Annotated in this window: 18 protein-coding genes, 1 tRNA gene and 1 pseudogene; 11 read left to right on the forward strand and 9 right to left on the reverse strand. The window is 71.8% G+C overall.

What is annotated here, in order from left to right; genetic code table 11:
• The first annotated feature begins 29 nt into the window (after positions 1 to 29).
• Entirely contained in the window at positions 30 to 1,106 is a 1,077-nt protein-coding gene (locus tag ACFY36_RS08550; protein ID WP_499745280.1) for a D-alanyl-D-alanine carboxypeptidase family protein, read from the forward strand.
• Here ACFY36_RS08550 and ACFY36_RS08555 read toward each other — a convergent pair.
• A complete protein-coding gene (locus tag ACFY36_RS08555; protein ID WP_499745281.1) occupies positions 1,101 to 1,877 on the reverse strand; it encodes an alpha/beta fold hydrolase in 777 nt (258 codons plus the stop codon). The two genes, ACFY36_RS08550 and ACFY36_RS08555, sit on opposite strands and share 6 nt — an antisense overlap.
• A 101-nt stretch (positions 1,878 to 1,978) precedes the next feature.
• Here ACFY36_RS08555 and ACFY36_RS08560 point away from each other — a divergent pair, with 101 nt between their 5' ends.
• Entirely contained in the window at positions 1,979 to 2,371 is a 393-nt protein-coding gene (locus ACFY36_RS08560; protein ID WP_499745282.1) for a winged helix-turn-helix transcriptional regulator, read from the forward strand.
• Here ACFY36_RS08560 and ACFY36_RS08565 read toward each other — a convergent pair.
• A complete protein-coding gene (locus ACFY36_RS08565; RefSeq protein ID WP_499745283.1) occupies positions 2,325 to 3,218 on the reverse strand; it encodes a LysR family transcriptional regulator in 894 nt (297 codons plus the stop codon). The two genes, ACFY36_RS08560 and ACFY36_RS08565, sit on opposite strands and share 47 nt — an antisense overlap.
• A gap of 81 nt (positions 3,219 to 3,299) precedes the next feature.
• On the opposite strand from ACFY36_RS08565, the gene ACFY36_RS08570 reads away from it, so the two are divergent.
• Entirely contained in the window at positions 3,300 to 3,701 is a 402-nt protein-coding gene (locus ACFY36_RS08570; protein WP_499745284.1) for a RidA family protein, read from the forward strand.
• On the opposite strand, the gene selB is transcribed toward ACFY36_RS08570, so the two are convergent.
• The gene (gene selB, locus ACFY36_RS08575) at positions 3,696 to 5,456 is read right to left on the reverse strand and encodes a selenocysteine-specific translation elongation factor (protein ID WP_499745285.1); all 1,761 of its coding nucleotides are present in this window, start codon (positions 5,454 to 5,456) and stop codon (positions 3,696 to 3,698) included. The genes ACFY36_RS08570 and selB overlap by 6 nt on opposite strands.
• Positions 5,457 to 5,459: 3 nt before the next feature.
• Positions 5,460 to 6,788: an L-seryl-tRNA(Sec) selenium transferase gene (gene selA / locus ACFY36_RS08580; RefSeq protein ID WP_499745286.1), complete on the reverse strand. Its 1,329-nt coding sequence runs from the start codon at positions 6,786 to 6,788 to the stop codon at positions 5,460 to 5,462.
• Positions 6,789 to 6,852: 64 nt separating this feature from the next.
• On the opposite strand from selA, the gene ACFY36_RS08585 reads away from it, so the two are divergent.
• Genes ACFY36_RS08585 through ACFY36_RS08610 form a run of 6 tightly spaced genes read left to right on the forward strand, consistent with a single transcriptional unit; the run spans position 6,853 to position 12,983 of the window.
• Entirely contained in the window at positions 6,853 to 9,603 is a 2,751-nt protein-coding gene (locus tag ACFY36_RS08585; RefSeq protein WP_499745287.1) for an AfsR/SARP family transcriptional regulator, read from the forward strand.
• A 5-nt stretch (positions 9,604 to 9,608) separates the two neighbouring features.
• Positions 9,609 to 10,664 carry a class I SAM-dependent methyltransferase gene (locus ACFY36_RS08590; RefSeq protein ID WP_499745288.1) on the forward strand — a complete coding sequence of 352 codons (1,056 nt, stop codon included), beginning with the start codon at positions 9,609 to 9,611 and terminating at the stop codon, positions 10,662 to 10,664.
• A gap of 46 nt (positions 10,665 to 10,710) precedes the next feature.
• On the forward strand, positions 10,711 to 11,334 hold the full coding sequence (locus tag ACFY36_RS08595; protein WP_499745289.1) for a dienelactone hydrolase family protein: 624 nt from the start codon (positions 10,711 to 10,713) through the stop codon (positions 11,332 to 11,334).
• On the forward strand, positions 11,310 to 11,996 hold the full coding sequence (locus tag ACFY36_RS08600) for a phosphoribosyltransferase (protein WP_499745290.1): 687 nt from the start codon (positions 11,310 to 11,312) through the stop codon (positions 11,994 to 11,996). Before ACFY36_RS08595 ends, ACFY36_RS08600 begins: the two co-directional genes overlap by 25 nt.
• Positions 11,997 to 11,999: 3 nt before the next feature.
• Positions 12,000 to 12,437: a hypothetical protein gene (locus tag ACFY36_RS08605; protein WP_499745291.1), complete on the forward strand. Its 438-nt coding sequence runs from the start codon at positions 12,000 to 12,002 to the stop codon at positions 12,435 to 12,437.
• A gap of 15 nt (positions 12,438 to 12,452) precedes the next feature.
• Positions 12,453 to 12,983 (forward strand): hypothetical protein, encoded by a 531-nt coding sequence (locus ACFY36_RS08610; RefSeq protein WP_499745292.1) that lies wholly within the window; start codon positions 12,453 to 12,455, stop codon positions 12,981 to 12,983.
• A 184-nt stretch (positions 12,984 to 13,167) separates the two neighbouring features.
• Here ACFY36_RS08610 and ACFY36_RS08615 read toward each other — a convergent pair whose 3' ends face one another.
• Together ACFY36_RS08615 and ACFY36_RS08620 are read right to left on the reverse strand one after the other, a co-directional pair.
• Positions 13,168 to 13,344: a hypothetical protein gene (locus ACFY36_RS08615; protein ID WP_499745293.1), complete on the reverse strand. Its 177-nt coding sequence runs from the start codon at positions 13,342 to 13,344 to the stop codon at positions 13,168 to 13,170.
• A gap of 37 nt (positions 13,345 to 13,381) precedes the next feature.
• Positions 13,382 to 13,475, reverse strand: a tRNA-Sec gene (locus tag ACFY36_RS08620).
• A 41-nt stretch (positions 13,476 to 13,516) separates the two neighbouring features.
• Between ACFY36_RS08620 and selD the strand changes: the two genes are divergently transcribed.
• The gene (gene selD / locus ACFY36_RS08625) at positions 13,517 to 14,509 is read left to right on the forward strand and encodes a selenide, water dikinase SelD (RefSeq protein ID WP_499745294.1); all 993 of its coding nucleotides are present in this window, start codon (positions 13,517 to 13,519) and stop codon (positions 14,507 to 14,509) included.
• Between the two features lie 34 nt (positions 14,510 to 14,543).
• Positions 14,544 to 14,945: a MerR family transcriptional regulator gene (locus tag ACFY36_RS08630; protein WP_499745295.1), complete on the forward strand. Its 402-nt coding sequence runs from the start codon at positions 14,544 to 14,546 to the stop codon at positions 14,943 to 14,945.
• Here ACFY36_RS08630 and nrfD read toward each other — a convergent pair.
• The 3 genes and pseudogenes from nrfD to fdh form a co-directional block, all read right to left on the reverse strand.
• Positions 14,922 to 15,851, reverse strand: coding sequence for an NrfD/PsrC family molybdoenzyme membrane anchor subunit (gene nrfD, locus ACFY36_RS08635; protein ID WP_499745296.1), 930 nt, complete (start codon positions 15,849 to 15,851; stop codon positions 14,922 to 14,924). The genes ACFY36_RS08630 and nrfD overlap by 24 nt on opposite strands.
• The gene (locus ACFY36_RS08640; protein WP_499745297.1) at positions 15,848 to 16,756 is read right to left on the reverse strand and encodes a 4Fe-4S dicluster domain-containing protein; all 909 of its coding nucleotides are present in this window, start codon (positions 16,754 to 16,756) and stop codon (positions 15,848 to 15,850) included. Before ACFY36_RS08640 ends, nrfD begins: the two co-directional genes overlap by 4 nt.
• Positions 16,755 to 19,967: pseudogene (gene fdh / locus ACFY36_RS08645) on the reverse strand (formate dehydrogenase); the annotation flags it as partial. The gene ACFY36_RS08640 and the pseudogene fdh, both read right to left, overlap by 2 nt.
• Positions 19,968 to 19,997: the final 30 nt, after the last annotated feature.

The raw sequence follows: 19,997 nt of genomic DNA on the forward strand, positions 1-19,997 counted from the left end.
CCACGCTGACCACCACTGTCGCGGCCAGCATGAAGATTCCGGGTGCCGCTCCGAACCTTCCCTGGCCCGCCACCGGCAGCGCCGAGCTCATGATCGAAGGGCTCGGGCGTATCGGCGGCTCCGGCAGCACCGCGGCCGCGCCCATCGGCAGCGTGGCCAAGGTCATGACCGCCTATGTGATTCTGCGCGATCACCCGCTCAGTGGCGACGAGGAAGGGCCGACACTGACCGTTACCGCGGCCGATGTCGCCGATTACGAGGGGCGGATTGCCAGCAACCAGTCCCTCGTACGGGTCGAAGTGGGCGAACAACTCACCGAGCGTGACGCCCTCGAGGCTCTGATGTTGCCCTCCGCCAACAACATCGCGCATCAGCTGGCCGTCTGGGACGCCGGGTCGGAGGAGGCCTTCCTGGCCAAGATGAACGCCGCCGCCACCGATCTCGGCATGAAGGACTCGAACTACACCGACGCCAGCGGCTATCTGCCGACCACCACCAGCACCGCCTCCGATCAGGTCATTCTGGCCCGCGCCGCGCTCAAGAGCGCCGTCTTCGCCGAGATCGTGGCTCTGGCCGAGGCCGAGATCCCGGTCGTCGGGACGATCAAGAACTACAACGATCTGCTCGGCGTCAACGGTGTCTTCGGCATCAAGACCGGCTCCACCGACGAGGCCGGCGGTAACCTGGTGTTCGCCTCTCATCTCACGGTCGGTGGTCGCAAGCTGACCCTGGTGGGCGCCGTCTTCAACCAGCCGGGCGCGCAGACGCCGCAGCAGCTGGCCAAGGTCAACCGTGAGGTCAAGAAGTTGCTGACCGCGGTGGCCAAGGTCGTCAAGGAGTACACCCTGCTGCCCGCCGATCCGGTCGGCCAGGTCGAGACGGCATGGGGCGCGACCACCCCGGTCCGGCCGGCCAAGGCTCTCAAGGTTGTCGGCTGGCCCGGCCTCACTGTGCCGCTCAAGGTCACCACGGTCGCGCCTTCGGCCGAGGTCACCGCGGGCCAGCCGGTCGGGACGGTGCAGGCTTCGGGCGTACGAGTGGATCTCCGCACCGACGCGGCGACGGAGTCGCCGTCCCTGTGGTGGCGCCTGACCCGGACCTCATAGCCAGGCGAGCAACTCCCGCGGCCGATCGAGCGGGATGATGTGGCCGCACTCCTCGTTCACGTGCCCGGTCAGGTCGTCGGCGATCGGTTTCAGCTGCTGGTGCAGCCGATCGCCGACGGGCCGGGCGCCGAGCGCCGTCACCGGCATGGTCAGCCGCCCTTTCTCGGCCGCCAGTTGCCGGGCCGTCTCGGGCATCGCGCGATAGTGCTCGAAAGCGCAGCGCAACGCCTCCGTCCCGACGTACGAAGCAATGAACGCCTCTCGGATTTTCGGGTCGATGCCTTGGCCGCTGTGGGTGCCGGCGCGGAGGAAGAAGTCGAGGTAGTCGGCCTCGTGACCGGCGAGGACGCGCTCGGCCAGTCCGGGCGTCCGGTGGAAACCGAACCACCACGGGGGCGCGGCCGGCGGTTCGAGGAAAGCCTCCATCACGACGAGGCGGCGGACCCGGTCGGGGTGGCGGAGGGCGAGCAGGACCGCCGGTTGTACGCCCAGATCGAGCGCCACCACGTCGGCGGTGCGCTCGCCGAGCGCGTCGAGCAGCGCGCGGGCGTCCTCGGCGATGGTGGCGCCGTCGTACCCCCGAGGAGCGCGAGTGGTGGCACCCAGCCCGCGCAGATCAGGCGCGATGACGCGGCGGCTGCGGGCCAGCTCGGGGATGACGGCCGACCAGACCTGCCAGGTGTGCGGGAAGCCGTGCAGCAGGAGGATCGCCGGTCCTTCGCCCTCGACGGCCACGTTGATCTCGATGCCATTTGCCGCGATGCGCAGCATGCGTACGCCTCCCTCGTGGTAACCATTAGTTACCAAGTCACCGTAGGAAAGGCTAGGGTGGGCCGGAAGACCGCACTTTCCGGGAAGGTGGTTACGCGGTGGTGACCACGCGCCGAGGTGATCTGTTCGATCCGGCCTGTCCGACGCGCCGGCTGCTCGACCGGGTCGGGACGAAATGGGTGGCCATGGCGGTCAAGGTGCTCGCCGAGGCCGCTCCCGGGGACGTCGGCTTCGCGGAACTCGAACGCCGCATGCCCGGCGTCTCCCACAAAATGCTGTCGCAGACGCTGCGCTCGCTCACCGAGGACGGCCTGGTCACCCGGCACGTCGAGCCGTCCGTGCCGCCACGCGTGCGGTACCGCCTGACCGAGCTGGGCCTTTCCCTGGACGAGCCGCTGGCCGCTCTGCGCGACTGGGCCGAGCGGAACATGCCGGTCATCGACGCGTTCAGATCCCCGGAACGGCGTGCTCGAGAAAGCGCAGGAACTGACTGACGGCCGGTGGCACCGAACGGCCGGCCATGGTGGCCGCATAGACGCGCCGGGTCGGTTCGTCGTCGCGGTGCAGGCGTAACAGCGCGATGTCGGGTGGCGTGCTCCGCAAAGCGAGCGCGGGCACCAGGGCCACGCCCAGTCCCGCCGCCACACATCCCAATTTGCCGGTCCATTCCGCCGCCACGATGTCGATCCGCGGCCGGAACCCGCTCGGCAGACTGGCTCGCAACAATGTCTCCTCGGCATCGGCCGATCCCGCGATGAACGGATCGTCGGCCAGTTCCGCCAATCGAACCGTCCTGCGGGCGGCCAGTGGATGCTCCAGCGAGACCGCCACGAGCAGGCGCTCGTCCAGGATGTGCCGCAGCTCGAAACGATCGGAATCGATGTTTTCCCTCGGCGATGAGCTCACTACGGCCACATCGGCATCGCCTTCGGCGAGCCTTTCCAAAAGCGTCGGGGTGAGGCCTTCGACCAAAGCCAGGGCCACTTGGGGGTACGCCTTCCGGAAGCCCGCGAGCGCACGCGGAACCAGCGCCGCGACGGCCGTGGGAAACGCACCTACGCGCAGTCTTCCGCCGTCGAGATCCCGCAGTTCCTGGACGGCGGTCCGGGCATTCGAGAGCCGATTGAGAACGGCGTCCGCGTGCGGCAGGAGAACGCGGCCCTCCTCGGTCAGCGCCACCCCACGCGGCAGCCGGTCGAAGACCTGAGCTCCCCATTCCGCTTCGAGCGCGCCGATCTGCCGGGACACCGCGGACTGGGTGAACCGGAGCTCTTTCGCGGCCGCGGTGATCGACCCCAGCCGGGCCACCGTCCGGAACACTTCCAGCAGTTGGGTCTCCATGCCGCGCCATGCTAGCCAGGCATGGCGCCCATGCCAGACATTCGCTGGTGGCATGCGTCAACCCTCCGTAACGTCGCCCCCATGATTCTCGACAACCCCGCCACAGTCGCGGCGCCCTTCGGAGACCGATTCGCCCACGTGGCCCGGGCCGACCTGCCCGGCGGCGGAGCCTTGCTGCTCCTGTCCGGCCAGGTGGGCGTCGACGACTCCGGCGCCGTGGTGTCTCCCGGCGATGCCGGGGCCCAGGCCACCCGGGTCTTCGACATCATCACCGGCCTGCTGGCCGCCCACGGCGCCGCCCTGACCGACGTCATGCACATCCGCACGTTCATGACCAGCCTCGACGACCTGCCCGCCTACGGGGCCGTCCGCCGCCGCTTGTTTCCCGCGAACCCACCCGCGAGCACCACGGTGGAGGTCAGCCGGCTGTTCCTGCCCGGCGCGGTCCTGGAGGTGGAGGTGACGGCGATCGCCCGCCTATGACGCGACGGTCCGCCGGTCGTCCGCCTCCCGGCGGGTGTGCCCCTTGCGGTCGAGCAGTTCCAGCAGTGGCACGGCCACCCGGCGGGTCGTGCCGAGGGCTTGGCGCGCCTCGCTCAGCGTGAACGGTTGCGGCAGCCCGGCCAGCACTCGTACGGCTTCCTCGACGGCTCCGGCCCGCAGCACCACTTGCGGCGTCAGCCGGAGAAGCAGCCCGGTCCGCTCCGCCGCCGCGATTTGGCGCGCCCCGAGCCCGAGCGCCGCCAGGTCGTGGGCCTCCGGAGCGGCAAACGCCCCGAGCCCGTCGAACGCCTTGCCCACCAGCGTCACAAGCTCATCCGGCGCCCCGGCCGGCCCGGCGACGACCCGCCCATTCCGAATCACAACGGGAGGTACGACCAGAGCGGTGACCAGCCCGCGATCCGGCAGCCCGAGCCGGTGACGCAGGGCTTCCACGGGCATGCCCGCCTCAAGCGGATGCTCCTTGCCGTAGGCGGCGACTTCTTGGACGAGTCGCTCGCCGAGCCCAGCCCAGTAGGCCGGGTCGGCGTACCAGTCCCCAGCCACAGGCTGCTCCTCAGCCACTCTCCCGGCTGCCGGGAGGGGGACGCCCATGGCGGCCAGGTCTGTTCCTCTGATCAGGAGGCGGCGGGTCAGTTCTGAGCGGAGCGAAGGGCGGCCGTCCATGGTGACGAGCTGGGCCGCGCGGGCTGCGGCGGCGCCTCGGCGTTTGAGGCCGGGGGGTGCCACGTCCAGGACGGTCACGCCGCCGGCGACGTGGTGGCGGCCGGGGTCGCGGAGGAGGGCACGGTCGCCCACGCGCAGCGGGAGGGGGTGTGACAGGCGCAGGCGGGCGGTGCCGGTGCCCAGCGGGCGGATGTGGACCGGGACGGCGGCGGAGCCTACGTGCAGGGTGGCCTCGGCCGGGAGGTCGGCTACGGGGTCGCCTTCGACGCGGACGTCGATGAGGTCGGCGAAGCGGAACCGGCCCGGTGTGAGCAGGGCGTCGCCTCGGCTCAGGTCGTCGCGGGGTGTGCCGCGCAGGTTCACGGCGACGCGGGCCACGGCGGTCACCTCGTCCACCTGCCGGCCCATGCTCTGCAGGCCTCGCACCCGGACCGTGGTGTCGCCCAGGGTCAGTTCGTCGCCGGTGCGGAGCCGTCCCGCGCCCAGGGTGCCGGTGACCACCGTACCGGCGCCCTTGACCGTGAAGACCCGGTCGATCCACAGGCGGACCGGCGCCCGCGGGTCGGCGGCGGGCAGGCGGCCGACGAGCCGGTCGAGCGCCGCTCGCAGGTCGTCGAGCCCGGCCCCGGTGGCGCCGCTGACCGCTACCGCCTCGACCTCGCCGAGCGACGTCCCGGCGATCTCGGACCGGGCGAGCTCGATCGCGGTCTCCGGCTCGGCCAGGTCGCTGCGGGTCACCACCAGCAGCCCGTGCCGCACGTCGAGAGCGTGCAGGGCGGCCAGGTGCTCGGCCGACTGTGGCATCCAACCTTCGTCGGCCGCCACGACGATCATCGCCGCCGGGACCGGCCCCACCCCGGCCAGCATGTTGGGCACGAAGCGTTCATGCCCGGGTACGTCGACGAACGCCACCGTCTCCCCCGACGGCAGCCCGGTCCACGCGAAACCGAGATCGATCGTCATCCCCCGGCGCCGCTCCTCCGCCCACCGGTCCGGCTCCATGCCGGTCAGCGCCCGGACCAGCGTGGACTTCCCGTGGTCGACGTGCCCAGCCGTGGCAACGACGTGCACGCCCTACTCCACCGCCCCCGGCCGCACCGCGCCACCCTGGAGGGACGCGGCGGCCAGGATCGCGGCTGTCAGGGCGGGGTCGGCTTCGGCCGGGACGCAGCGCAGGTCCAGGAGCAGGTGGCCCCGCTCCACTCGGCCCACTACCGGGGTTGCGCCGGTGCGCAAGGTCGGGGCGTACGACTCCGGCAGCGCGAGGGACCACGACGCAAGGGTGACCTCGGGTGCGCCGCCTCCTCCCACCACCGCGACCGACTCCGTCAGCGTGACCGGGATGTTCTGGGCCGCCAAGTGGGCGCGGACCGCTTCGGTTCGGGCGCGCAGGGACGGCAGGTCGGCGCGTAAGGCCTGCCACGTCGGAGTGGTCGGGCCCGACAGTGTGGCCTGCAACGCGGCCAGGGTCAGTTTGTCCACGCGCAGCGCTCGGGCCAGCGGGTGGCGGCGCAGGCGTTCGATCAGCAGGGCCTCGCCCAGCAGCAGTCCGGCCTGCGGGCCGCCCAGGAGCTTGTCGCCGCTCGCCGTGACCAGGGTGGCGCCGGCGGTCAGCGTGGTCGTGGCGTCGGGCTCGTCGGGGAGCAGCGGGTCCGGGCTCAGCAGGCCCGAGCCGATGTCGGCCACCACCGGCGTGTCCAGCGTGGCCAGGGCCGCGATCGGCGTGTCGCTGGTGAAGCCCCGGATGACGAAGTTGGACGGGTGGACCTTCAGGATGAAGCCGGTTCGCGGGCCGATCGCGCGCTCGTAATCGCTGAGCGTGGTGCGGTTGGTCGTCCCTACCTCGCGGAGGCGGGCGCCGGTCGACTCCAGCAGGTCGGGCAGGCGGAAACCGTCGCCGATCTCCACCATCTCGCCCCGGCTGACGATGATCTCCTTGTCGGCGGCCAGGGCCGTGGCCGCCAGGACCAGGGCGGCGGCGCCGTTGTTCACCACGTGGACGTCTCCGGCGGCGGGGACCGCGGCGGCCAGGGCGGCCAGCGCGGCCCGGCCCCGGCGGGCGCGGCGGCCCGTCTCCAGGTCCAGTTCGACGTCGGTGTGGCCGGCCGCGGCGGACACCGCCTCGCGGGCCGCCGACGACAGGGCGGCCCGGCCCAGGTTGGTGTGCAGGACCACGCCGGTGGCGTTCAGGACCGGGCGCGGGCCCCGGGGCAGGGCGGCCAGGGCGGCGGCCACGGCGGCGTCCGGTGGGATCTCGCCGTCACGGACCCGTTGCAGCGCGGCGGTCACGGCGGCCTTGACGGCCGCGCGGCCCACGGTCTCGGCGGCGGCTCTGAGTTGGGGATCGGCCAGGATCGCGTCCGTACGCGGCACTCTCCGGCGCGGGTCCACGTGAACGCCCATGCGACCAACCTACCGCCGGGAAAGTGTCTTGGCCTGACATGGGTGTGCGGCCGAGAATGGGCGCGTGAGCGTCGAAGTGGGGCTGCTCGGGCCGGTCGAGCTGCGCGTCGACGGGCGGGTCGCGGCGCTCACGGGAGCGCCCCAGCGGATTCTGCTGGCCCGGCTGGCGCTGGCCGGTGGGCGGGTCGTGCCGGTCGGTGAGCTGATCGAGGCGCTCTGGGAGGACGAGCCGCCGGGCAACGCCGTGGGCAACCTGCACAGCTACGTGTCCCGGCTGCGGCGGCACGCCGGCGGGGAGGCGGTCCGGCGCGAGCCGGGCGGCTACCGGCTCGTTCTGCCCGACGGGGCGATCGACGTCAGCCGGGTCGAGCGGCTCGTCGCCGTCGCGCGGGGGCAGGCCGACGAGCAGGCCGCCGGCACGCTGGCCGAGGCGCTCGGCGTGTGGCGGGGTGATCCGCTGTCCGGTGTGGGCGATCGGCTGGCCTTCGCGCCGGAGGTGGCGCGGCTGGCCGAGTGGCGGCGGCACCTGCGCGAGGAGTGGCTGGACCGGCGGGTGGCGGCGGGGCGCGGGGCCGAGGCGCTGCCCGAGATCGAGGCTTGCGCGACGGCCGAGCCGATGCGGGAGCGTCCCCATCTGCTGTGGATGAGGGCATTGCATCAGACCGGCCGTACGGCTGAGGCCCTCACCGTGGCGCGAGGGTTCCGCGAGCGGGTCGTGGACGAGCACGGCATCGACCCGTCGCCGGCTCTGGACGAGTTGCGGAGGCGGATTCTCGGTGAGGATCCGGCGCTGCGGCCGGCCGTCCGGGCCCCACGGGCCGCGCGGGCCGACCGGTTCTTCGGGCGGCGCGACGAGATGGCCGTACTGCGGAAGGCTCTGGAGGACAGCCGGGTGACCACGCTCGTCGGGCCCGGCGGGGTGGGCAAGACGCGGCTGATGAGCGAGGCCCTGGCCGGGGACGAGCTGCTGGTGGAGCTGGCCGAGCGGTCCGTGCCGGACGACGTCGCGGCGGCCGTGGCGGGAGCGGTCGGGTTGCGGGCGGCGCCGCGCGGCGCGGTGGCGGCGATCGTGGAACGGCTGGGCGGGTCGGCGGCGGTGCTGGTGCTGGACAACTGCGAGCATCTGCTCGAGGCGGTCCGCGACCTGGTCGGCGAGATCGTGCGGCGCTGTCCCCGGGTGCGGGTGCTGGCCACCTCCCGGCAGCGGCTCGGCGTGGCCGGTGAGCGGGTGCTACGGCTGGGGCCGCTGCCCGACGAGGACCGGGTGGCGCTGTTCTGCGACCGGGCGGCGCTGCTGCGCAGCGGGTTCCCGGCCGACGCGCGCAGCCGGGAGCTCGCGGCCGAGGTGTGCCGGCTCGTGGACGGGCTGCCGCTCGCGGTCGAGCTGGCGGCCCGGCGCGAGGCCGTGTTCGGGCTGGCCCACCTGCGGGACCGGCTCGGTGAGGGGCTGCAGGTGCTCGACCCGGCCCGCGGCGGCGACCGGGCCACCGCGGTCGCGGCGACCGTCGAGTGGTCGTACCGGCTGCTCGATCCGGCCGCGCAGCGGCTGCTCGACCGGCTCGCGGTGTGCCGGGGCGGGTTCGGGCTCGAGGCGCTGCCGTACTTCGCCGACGACGCCGAGCCGCTGCTGGCCGAGCTGGTGGACGCCTCGCTGGTCGTCTGTGACCTGGAGGCGGAGCCACCGCGCTACCGGCTCCTCGACACCGTACGACATGTCGGACTCGCCCATCTCACCGACGACGACGCCAGGGACGCACACGCGCGCTGGATGCTCGACTTCGTCACCGGCCTCGTGGAACGTCAGCGCCGCCGCAATCCGCACACGACCCCGGCCCTGCGGCGTGAGCTCGGAAACCTTCAGGAGGCGCTGGCCTGGCTGGGCGATCGGGACGAGGGGGCGCGGCTGGCCGCCTGGGCCGCCGCAGCCGGCTCCGACGCGCCCGATCCAGGGCTCACGGCCCAGCTCGTACGATCGGCGCCGGTGTCCGTGACCTCCGAGGCCGACGCGCTGCGGGCCCTCGCGGCCGGCACCGGCCACTGGCTCGACAGCAATCTGCCCGAGGCGGAACGGCTGCTCGACGCCGCCCTGTCCGTTCTGCCGCACGGTCATCCGCTGCGCGGATCGGCCATTCTCATCCGCATCTCCAACTCGATGTTCGCGGGACGGGCGGATGACGTACGGGCCGACGTGCTCCTCCTGCGCGACGAGCCGGGCGCCTCGGGATGGGTGCGGGTCACCGGATTGTGCTGCGCGGCCCTGATGGACGCCTACAACGGGGACACCGCCGCCGGAATGCGCTGGCTCGAGACGTACGAGAAAGAACTGACCGCCGACCGGGGCGACGGATTCGAGCCCTTCACCCGGGGTGAACTGCTGGCCGGAAGCGACCCGGTGGCGGCCTTGGCCTGTTATGAGGAATCGCTGCGCCGGACCACTTATGCGGGGCTGGTCTACACGGCCAACATCGCCCGGATCGGCCGCGCCGCCGTGCTGATCCGGCTGGGCCGGCACGCCGAGGCGGCGGCCGCCTGCGCGGAATCCATCGTCGCCGTCCGCACCGCCGGAATGACCGGCCAATTGTGGACGGTTCTGCGGCTCAGCGCGGAATTGCTCGCGGCCCGGGGCGACGCCGGCGCGGCCGCGTCGATCGTGGCGGCGGCCGACCTGGACCCGTACGCCCCGGCCGTCATGGGCCCCGACCGTGACCGTCTGGAAAAGCTGCGTGTGGCCGGAACGCCGCCGCAGCCGGACACGGCCGATTTCGTGCTGGCAAGGCTTCAGCAAGAAGCCGGCAAGGACCGGGCCGCACCTTAGGCGGCATGACTGACACCCACATTGACGAAGCCCGCGTCGAAGCGTTCGCGGGACAGCTCCTGACCGATTTCGCCGGGGCCGGCAGCACCGCGCTCACGGTGATCGGCGACCGGCTCGGGCTCTACCGGGCGATGACCGGCGCCGGGCCGGTGACCCCGGCCAAGCTGGCGGCGGCCACCGGGCTCCATCCGCGGCTGGTCACCGAATGGCTGCGGGCGCAGACCGTCTCCGGATACGTGACCAGCGACGGCGAGACCTTCGAACTGCCGATCGAGCACGCGCTCGCGCTCTCGGTCGTCGACTCGCCGGCCTACGTGGTGGGCGGCGGTGAGATCATCGCCGGCTACTTCCTCACCCTGCCCCAGCTCGAGGCCGCCTTCCGCGGCGACGGCGGCCTCCCCTACGCCGACATGCCGGGCTGCCTGCATCACGGCATCGAGCGGTTCTTCCGTACGGCCTACGTCAACCACCTCGCGCAGACCTGGTTCCCGGCCGTGCCCGGCCTCGTCGAGAAGCTCGAGAAAGGCGCCCGCGTGGCCGATGTGGGCTGCGGGCACGGCGTCGCGACCCGGCTGATCGCCTCGACCTGGCCGGCGTCCACGGTGACCGGTTTCGACAACCACGAGCCGTCGATCGTGAACGCCCGCGCGGCCCTGGCCCCGGGGGTCGGCTTCCACGTCGCCCCGGCCTCGGAGATCGACCGGCACGGCCGGTTCGACGTGGTGGTGTTCTTCGACTCGCTGCACGACCTCGGCGACCCGCCGGCGGCGCTGCGGTCGGCCTACGAGGCGCTCGCGCCGGGCGGCATCGTGGTCGCGGTCGAGCCGTGGTCGGCGGACGACTTCACCACCGTCGTCGGCAACCCGGTCGCGCGGGCCAACTACGCGGCCTCGACGGCGCTGTGCACGCCGGGGTCGCTGAGCCAGCCCGGCGCGTACGGCCTCGGCACCCAGGGCGGGCCCACCGCGCGGCTCTCGCTGCTCACCGACGCGGGCTTCGAGGGCGCGACGGTTGCCGCCGACACAGGCTTCAACCTCGTGCTGGCCGGCTTCAAGAGCTGACAAGTCGGACGTATAGGGCGCCATGTTCCCGGGTATTCCCGGGGGCATGGCCACCGTGACGCACGAACGCACGTTCAACGCGGCCGGCACCGAGCTGGCCGGAGACCTCACGCTGCCCGACGGGGCGTACGGGGTGGTGCTCTTCGCCCATGGCAGCGGCAGCTCCCGGCACAGCCCGCGCAACCGGGCCGTGGCCGCGCACCTGAGCCGGCACGGCCTGGGAACGCTGCTCACCGACCTGCTCACGCACGGCGAACAGGACCGGCGCTTCGACATCGGCCTGCTCGCCGACCGCGTGATCGGCCTGGTCGACTGGCTGGTCGCGGCCCACCCCCAGCTCAAGATCGGCCTCTTCGGCGCCAGCACCGGCGCCGCCGCCGCGCTCGTCGCCGCTGCGGCACGGCCCCGGCCCGTACGAGCGGTGGTCTCGCGAGGGGGCCGCCCCGATCTGGCCGGTCCCGCGCTGATCCAGGTGACGGCGCCGACGCTGCTGCTGGTCGGCGGCGAGGACCAGACGGTGATCGAGCTGAACGAGGAAGCCCGCAACGCCATGACGGTCACCGCCGAGCTGCGCATCGTGGCCGGCGCCACCCACCTCTTCGAGGAGCCCGGCGCCCTCGACACCGTCGCCGGGGAGGCCGCGACATGGTTCGCGACACACCTGCGCTGATCTTCGAGAACCGCGACGACGCCGGCCACCACCTGGCCGACGCGGTGGCCGCCCAGCTCCCGCGCCATCCCGGCCCGGCCCCGCTCGTGCTGGCGCTGCCCCGCGGCGGCGTGCCCATCGCCGTCCACGTGGCCGCCCGCGCCGGCGCCGAGCTGGACGTGGTGATCGCCCGCAAGATCGGCGCTCCGGGCCACCCCGAGTACGGCATCGGCGCCATCGCCGAGGACGGCCCACCGGTCTTCGACGAGGCGGCCCTGGCCGCCCTGGGCCTGTCACCGTCCGACCTGTCGGCCACCATCGCCGGGGAGCGGGCCGAACTGGCCCGCCGAACCCGCGAATACCGGGCCGGCCGCCCCGCCCCCGACCCGACGGCCCGCGAGGTCGTGGTCGTCGACGACGGCCTGGCCACCGGCGTCACCGCCCGGGCCGCCCTGCGCTGGCTGCGCGGCCGCCACCCGGCCCGTCTGGTCCTGGCCGTCCCGGTGTGCTCCCCGCAGGCCCGGGACGCCCTGACCGGCGAGGCCGACGCGGTCATCTGCCTGAGCGCCCCACCGGAGTTCCGCGCCGTGGGCCAGTGGTACCAGGACTTCACCCAGCTCACCGACTTCGACGTCGCCCGGGCCCTGCGAGGTTTCGCCCCGACCGGACCGGGCAGACCTTGAGGCATGCGTACGGGCATCCTCGCCGGCGCCGCCGGCACAGCGGCCCTGAACGCCGCCACCTACCTCGACATGGCCCTGCGGGGCCGCCCCGCCAGCCCCACCCCCGAGGACTCGATAGAGGCCCTGCCGGTCTCGATCCCCGGCGACCCGGAAACCCGCGACCACCGGGTGTCCGGCCTGGCCAGCCTCACCGGCATAGCCACCGGCGTGGCGATCGGCGCCACCTTCGGCCTCCTGCGACGGGCCGGCCTGCGCCCCGGCCCGCTGGTGGGCAGCGCCCTGATCGGCGCCACCACGATGGCCTCGACAAACGCGTCGATGATCGCCCTGGGCGTCACCGACCCCCGCGACTGGTCATTGACGGACTGGCTCAGCGACGCCCTCCCCCACCTGGCCTACGGAGCCGTGACCGACGCGGTACTGAGAGCACTCGATCGCTGATAGGATCTGCCCACGATGGAGCAGACGCTGTTTCGCACCCGCCCCGCGCTGGCTCCGATCGTGATGTTCGGCGCCTTCGCGCTCGCGCTGACAGTGGCCCTGGTGACCCTGGGCCTGATCTTCGATTTCTGGCCCACGCCCGACGCCGACTTCCCGTTCGTCGCGGGCCTTCCCCTCCTGATGGTCCTCGCCGGCAGCCTGCACACGGCCCGGCGCTGGCAGCAGAACCCGGAGTGGGTCCGCGTCTCCGACGCCGGCATCGAACTGGCGAACGGCACCGCCCCGGTCTTCATCGCCTGGGCGAACGTGGCCACCGCCGAGGTGCACCGCCCGGCCCTGACCGCGGTGCTCGACGTCATCCCCATCGACCCGTCGCAGGTGACAAGCCCCGCCCCGCACGGCACAGTCCCCGCCCTGCACCAGCTGCCGGCCGGCCCCGGCTTCCGCGTGCAGGTCGGCCACCTGCTCCCCGGCCCGGCCGCCCTCCGCCGAGCCCTGTCACAGCACGCCCCCGAGCGCACACAGCCGGGAGCCACATCCGCCTGACCGGCGACTGACGCGATTCGCTACCGCGAGCCGAACAAGTCCTCCAGCATCGCCGCCGACCTGGGCGGCAGCGGCTCATCCGGAAAGAAGCGAGCGCAAAGCCCGAGAGCGGCGCCGACGCTGTCGACTCCCGTAAGCCGAGCGGCCCGCTCGAGTTCGGCTCGGCCCAGCGGTCCATCGTTGCTCATGCGGCTTCCAGATCCCGGGCCGACAGATAGACGCCGTGTTTGCGGAACGCGGCCGGCGCCCAGACGAGGGCCTCCATCCGCTTCGACGGGAGCGACGACGGGAACCACGGCGTCGTCAAGATCCGGGAGCGTGACCAGTCGGGCGGGGCCATTGTCATCGGCTCGTACGCCACCGTCGCCCCCTCTCGCGCCGCGCACCCTCAAGACTCAGCGGAGGCGGACGGGAATCGAACCCGCCTGACCCGGATGCCGGGTCACACCGGTTTTGAAGACCGGGAGGGGCACCAGCCGCCTTAACGCCTCCGCCGACGAGCCTAGTGGGTCACGGCGTGCCAGAGTGGGCGGGTGACTCGTCTTACGCAGTACGCGCACGGTGGTGGATGTGCCTGCAAGATTCCGCCCGGAGAGCTCGAGAGCGTCGTGGCAGGGCTTGTCGGGGTCACGACGCCCGACGGGCCCGGGGAGCTGCTGGTCGGGCTCGACGACGGGGACGACGCCGCCGTGGTGCGGATCGCCAACGGTACTGCCATCGTCGCCACCGCCGATTTCTTCACGCCGGTGGTCGATGACGCGTACGACTGGGGTCGCATCGCCGTGGCCAACGCCCTCTCCGATGTCTATGCCATGGGCGGCACCCCCGTCGTCGGGGTGAACCTGCTGGCCTGGCCCCGTGAGGTTCTTCCCATGGAGCTCGCGGGCGAGGTGCTGCGCGGCGGGCTCGCCGTCGCCTCCGAGGCCGCCTGTCATGTCGCCGGTGGGCACAGCGTGGACGATCCCGAGCCCAAGTACGGCATGGCGGTCACCGGTGTGGCCGATCCGGCTCGGCTCATGCGCAACGACGCCGGGAAGCCCGGCGTGCCCCTGACGCTGACCAAACCGCTGGGGATCGGGGTGCTCAACAGCCGGCACAAGGCCACCGGTGAAGTGTTCGCCGAGGCCGTCGCCGCCATGACCACGCTCAACGCCGGCGCCTCGCGGACGGCCCTCGCGAACGGGGCCGTCTGCGCCACCGACGTCACCGGGTTCGGGCTGCTCGGACATCTGCACAAGCTCGCCCGGGCCAGCGGTGTGACCGCCCGGATCGACGCCTCCGCCGTCCCCTACCTCGACGGGGCACGGCAGGCCCTGCGGGACGGGTACGTCAGTGGGGGCACCCGCCGCAACCTCGACTGGGTGCGGCCGCACCTGGAGGCGGCTGTCGACGAGGACGAGCTCCTCCTGCTCGCCGATGCTCAGACCTCGGGTGGGCTGCTCGTCGCCGGTGAGGTGCCGGGCTATCCGATCATCGGGGAGCTGATGGCAGCGGAGGACGGGAAGACCGTCACGGTAACCGCTTGACTTCGAGTGCACTCGAAGGGGGAAGCTGGGAGCCATGGCGAACGGACTCACAGTCGGCGAGGTCGCGGATCGGGTCGGGCTCACCGTGCACACGCTGCGGTGGTACGAGCAGGAGGGCCTGGTCGATCCGGTCGAGCGGGACACGGCCGGGCACCGTCGCTACAGCGAGGCCGACCTGGGCTGGCTGCAACTGCTGATCCGGCTGCGGTCGACCGGGATGCCGGTGCGGGACATGCGGCGCTACGCCGACATGGTGCGGGCCGGCGACGAGACCGTCGGCGACCGGTTGCGGCTCTTCGTCGAGCACAAGGAGCGGGTGCTGGCCCGCATCGCCGAGTTGCAGGGCGACCTGGCCATGCTCGACATCAAGATCGAGATCTACGCCGAGCTCGAGCGCCAGCAGCAGGACGCCTCAGTCGGCGCCTCGGCGCTCTAGCCGTTCCCGCTGCGGCACGACCGTATATTTCGGGTCCTTGGCCGAGGCCACCCCGGCCTCGAAGACCCCGAAGCGGGTCAGGGCCGACCCGGCCAGCAGGGACAGGCCCGACAGGGCCGACACCACCCGCGAACGGCGGCCCAGCACCGCGCCGACCGCCCCGGCCGCGGTGAGCAGGCGGGCCGCCTTCAGCAGCGTTCCCGGGCGGCCCTGCCGGTAGGGCTCGCTGAGCAGCCCGTGGCCGTGCTCGACCCGATGCCCGGCGGCCAGCTCGATCCCGGCGCCGAGCACCGCCATCCGCCGGGCCGGCCGGCCCGGGGCCGCGATCAGGCCCACGCCGGCCCCGCTGGCCAGGGCGCTGCCCGCGAACATGAACGGCAGCTCCGGATGGACCGCGTGCCAGCTCGGCACGGCGGTGTCGGCGAAGAGCACGGCGGTGTACGTCGCCAGGGCCGGAGCAAGCGCGGCGGCGCCGTAACCCGCGACGTCGCCCACCGGCGGCAGCACCCGCCGCAGGAACCGCGACGGCAGCAGCGGCGCGAACTCGGCCGCCCCGGCCACCGCCGCCACCCCGCCGAACGTGGCCAGCACCCACGTGCCGACCGACATGGGCGAGGTCGGCTTGGCCACCCGCAGCATGTGGTGGAAGCGTTCCGGCCGGCCCAGGTCGATGATCAGGAAGTACGTGCTGGCGCCGAGCGCGCCCAGCGTCGCGAGACGCCCCGTGCGGCGCAGCGCCGTGTCCCCGGTCGCCGTCGCTCCCGCCGCCAGCAGCGACGAGCCCGCGGCCAGGCCTCCGGTGAACAGGTACGCGGCGATGTCGTGGGTCCACACCGGCGGCCGGACGATCGGCCGCCCGTAGTACGACTGGAACTCGGCCTTGGGGACCATGGAGCGGTCTTTCACCCGCGCCTCCCGGCGAACGCCACGACGGCCGAGGCGGCCATGGCCAGCGCGGCCAGGCCGGCCCGCTTCCACATCTTCGGCAGGTCGCGGGTGGCCACGATCGGGTCGGGCGGCAGCCCGTACACCTCAGGTTCGTCCAGGAGCAGGAAGAACGCTCCGTCGCCGCCGACGCCGTTCTCTTCGTCGTGCCCGTAGAGCCGCGCCGCGGGGACACCCTGCTCGTGGAGGTCCGCCACACGCTGCGCGGCCCGCGAGCGCAATTCCGACAACTCTCCATATTGAATAGACTCGGTAGGACACGCCTTGGCGCAAGCCGGCGTGAGCCCGTCCCCGATGCGGTCGTAGCAGAGGGTGCATTTCCACGCCCTGCCGTCGTCCTCGCGACGGTCGATCACGCCGTAAGGGCAGCCGGAAACGCAATAGCCACAGCCATTGCAGATGTCCTGCTGCACCACAACAGTGCCGAATTCAGTGCGGAACAAAGCCCCGGTCGGGCAGACATCGAGGCACCCGGCGTGCGTGCAGTGCTTGCACACGTTCGACATCATCAGCCAGCGGAAATCGGACGTGGGCCCGGGCGACGCCTGGCCCGGAAGCTTCGAGGTCGGCATGCCCAGGAACTCCGGACCGGAAGCGGAACCGAGGACGTCACCGGTGACCGGCTGCTCGATGAACGCGACGTGCCGCCACGAGTTGGCGGACAGGCCGCCCGTGTTGTCGTACGACTGACCCAGAAGGTTGAAACCGTCGTCCGGGACCGCGTTCCACTCCTTGCACGCGACCTCGCACGCCTTGCATCCGATGCAGACGGACGTGTCGGTGAAGAAGCCCATCCGCGGCGGCGCGTCGACATAACCGGCGTCGGCCGCCGGGTCGATCGGGCCGTACAGGCTGTTACTTCCCACGGTCGTCCTCCAGCCCCGCACGGCGACGGTAGTCCTGCACGTAGGCGAGCAGACCCGGACCGCCGGGCCGGCGCCCGGCCCGGATGTCGCACGTGCCGACCTTGCTCTCCTGGATGAGCACGTTCGGGTCCAGGGTGATGCCGATCAGGTCGTTGGCCGAGTCGCCGGTGACCACGCCCTCGCTGCCCCAGTGGTAGGGCATCCAGAGCTGATGGACGGTACGGCCCTCGATCCGCAACGGTTTCAGCCTGTCGGTGACCATGACGCGGGCCTCGATGGCCGCGCGCGCGGTCACGATGTGCGCCCATCCCATGTGGGTCAGGCCGCGTTCCGCGGCCAGGGCCGGTGAGACCTCGACGAACATCTCCGGCTGCAGTTCCGAGAGGTACGGCAACTGGCGGCTCATGCCGCCGGCGGTGTGGTGCTCGGTGAGACGGCTCGTGCTGAAGACGTACGGGAAAACCTCGGCGTGCCGATCGGGCGCGCTGGGGTTGGTCAGGTTGTCGCCGCGGTCGTACACCTTGCGGGTCGGGTTGGCCTGCTGGCCGTAGAGCGAATTGCGCACCCCGGACTCGGCCGGCTCGTAGTGCGTGGGCATCGGGCCGTCGATGAGGCCGCTCGGGGCGTACAGCCAGCCCTTTCCGTCGCCCTGCATGATGAACGCGTCGTCGCCGGAGATCGCCTCGACGCCGGAAGCACCCTCGGGCGGGCGGTAGGACGGCGGCTTGGTCTTCTCGAAGTCCGGGACATCGACACCCGTCCATTCAGAAGATGAGGGGTCCCACCAGACGTACTTCTTCCGCTCCGACCACGGGTTGCCCTCCGGATCGGCCGAGGCGCGGTTGTAGAGCGTGCGGCGGTTGGCCGGCCAGGCCCAGCCCCACTCGGGCGCGACGTAATTCTGCTCGCTGCCCGGCTTGCGCCGCGCGGCCTGGTTGACGCCGTCCTTGTAGACGCCCGTGTAGATCCAGCAGCCGCCCGAGGTGGACCCGTCGGGCTTCATCTCGGTGAACGAGCTGAGCAGTTCGCCGGTCGATAGGTCGTACCCGTTGATCTCCTTGAGCACCAACGACGCGTCCGGTTCGTCCGAGGAGCCGTACTCCCAAGTCAGGTTTTGAATGGCCTTATCTCGGGATTTGTCCGAATCGGCCAAGCGGGCGCGGAGGCGCCGGCCGAGATGGTAGAAGAACCAGAGCTCACTGCGGGCGTCGCCCGGCGGCTCGACCGCCTTCTCGCGCCACTGCAGCAGGCGCTGGGTCTGGGTGAACGTGCCCTCCTTCTCGACGTGCGAGGCGGCCGGCATGAAGAAGACCTCGGTCTTGCACTGCTCGGGCACGATCTCGCCGGTCTCCACCTCGGGACCGTTCTTCCAGAAGGTGGCGCTCTCGATCATGAAGAGGTCGCGGACGACCAGCCAGTCGAGGTTGGCCATGCCGAGCCGTTGCGCGCGGCCGTGGGCCGAGCCGACCGCGGGGTTCTGCCCGAGCAGGAAATACCCCTTGATCTTGCCGTCGATCATGTCAAGGACCTGCTGGTACGTCCCGTGGTCGCCGGTCAGCCGGGGAAGCCAGCCGTATCCGTAGTCGTTCTCCTCGGTCGCCGCGTCACCCCAGTAGGACTTGAGCAGGCTCACCGCGTACGACTTGGCGTTGGCCCAGAAGCCCGCCTGCTCCGGATGCCGGATCGCGTCGATCCACTGGTCGAACGTCTCGTGCTGCTGGAAATGCGGCATCGGCAGATAGCCGGGCAGCAGGTTGAACAGCGTCGGGATGTCGGTCGAGCCCTGGATGCTGGCGTGCCCGCGCAGCGCCATGACCCCACCGCCGGGCCGGCCCATGTTGCCCAGCAGCAGCTGGATGATGGCGCCGGTCCGGATGTACTGCACGCCCACGCTGTGCTGCGTCCACCCGACCGAGTAGACGAGCGCGGTCGTGCGCTCCCGTCCCGAGTTCGCGGTCCAGGCCTCACAAACTTCCAGGAACTTTGCTTGGGGTACGCCACATAGCCGCTCCACGACCTCAGGCGTGTAGCGGGCGTAGTGCCGCTTGAGGACCTGATAGACGCAGCGCGGGTCCTGCAGCGTCGGATCACGCGGCACGTCGGCCGGGATCGGCGGGCCGTGCGACTCCTGCTCGAGGCCGGAGGCGGTCTCCCGGTCGACGTGCGACTCGCCCTCCTCCTGACCCTCGTCCTGCTGGCCCGCGTACTGCCAGCTCGACTGGTCGTACGCCCGGGTCTCGGGGTCGAAGCCGGAGAACAGCCCGTCCAGGTCCTCGGTGTCCTGGAACTCCGCACTGACGATCATGGACGCGTTGGTGTACGCCAGGACGTACTCCCGGAAGTCCTTCTCGTTCTCGAGAATGTAGTTGATCACGCCACCCAGGAACGCGATGTCGGCCCCGGCCCGCACCGGCACGAAGCTGTGCGCCAGCGCGCTGGTCCGGGTGAACCGCGGATCGACGTGAATGATCTTCGCGCCGCGCTTCTTGGCCTCGATCACCCATTGGAAGCCCACGGGGTGCGCTTCCGCCATGTTCGAGCCCTGGATGATGATGCAGTCGGCGTTGGCCAGATCCTGGAGGAATCCGGTGGCCCCGCCACGGCCGAAGGAGGTTCCCAGACCGGGAACGGTGGCGGAGTGTCAAATACGGGCCTGGTTCTCGATCTGGATGGCGCCGATCGCGGTGAAGAGCTTCTTGATCAGATAGTTCTCTTCGTTGTCCAGCGTCGCGCCGCCCAGGCTCGAGATGCCCATGGTGCGGTTGAGGGGACGCCCGCCGGCGTCCGCGTCCTCCCAGGTCTGCTCGCGCACGGCGAGCACCCGGTCGGCGATCATGTCCATCGCCGTGTCGAGATCGAGAGACTCCCACTCGGTCCCGTACGGCTTGCGGTAGAGCACTTTCTGCTGCCGGCGGTCGCTGGTGACGAGGCTCTTGCTGGCCGAGCCCTTGGGGCAGAGCCGCCCCCGTGAGATCGGGCTGTCCGGGTCGCCCTCGATCTGGACGACCTGGCCGTCCTTGACGAAGACCCGCTGCCCGCAGCCGACGGCGCAGTAGGGACACACGGACTTGGCCACGGAGTCGGCCGTCTCGGTGCGGGCGGTGAGCGCCTTGGACCGATCGGACTGCGCGGCCGCGCCACGCCCCAGCGGGTCGGTCCCGGTCAGCTGCCGGTAGACCGGCCAGCCCTCGATCCAGGTCCGAACTCCCACGAGTCAGACCTTAACCCCCACCATGAAGAT

The organism is Actinoplanes sp. NPDC000266 (genome assembly GCF_042899005.1).
In the GTDB taxonomy this organism is placed as follows: domain Bacteria; phylum Actinomycetota; class Actinomycetes; order Mycobacteriales; family Micromonosporaceae; genus Actinoplanes.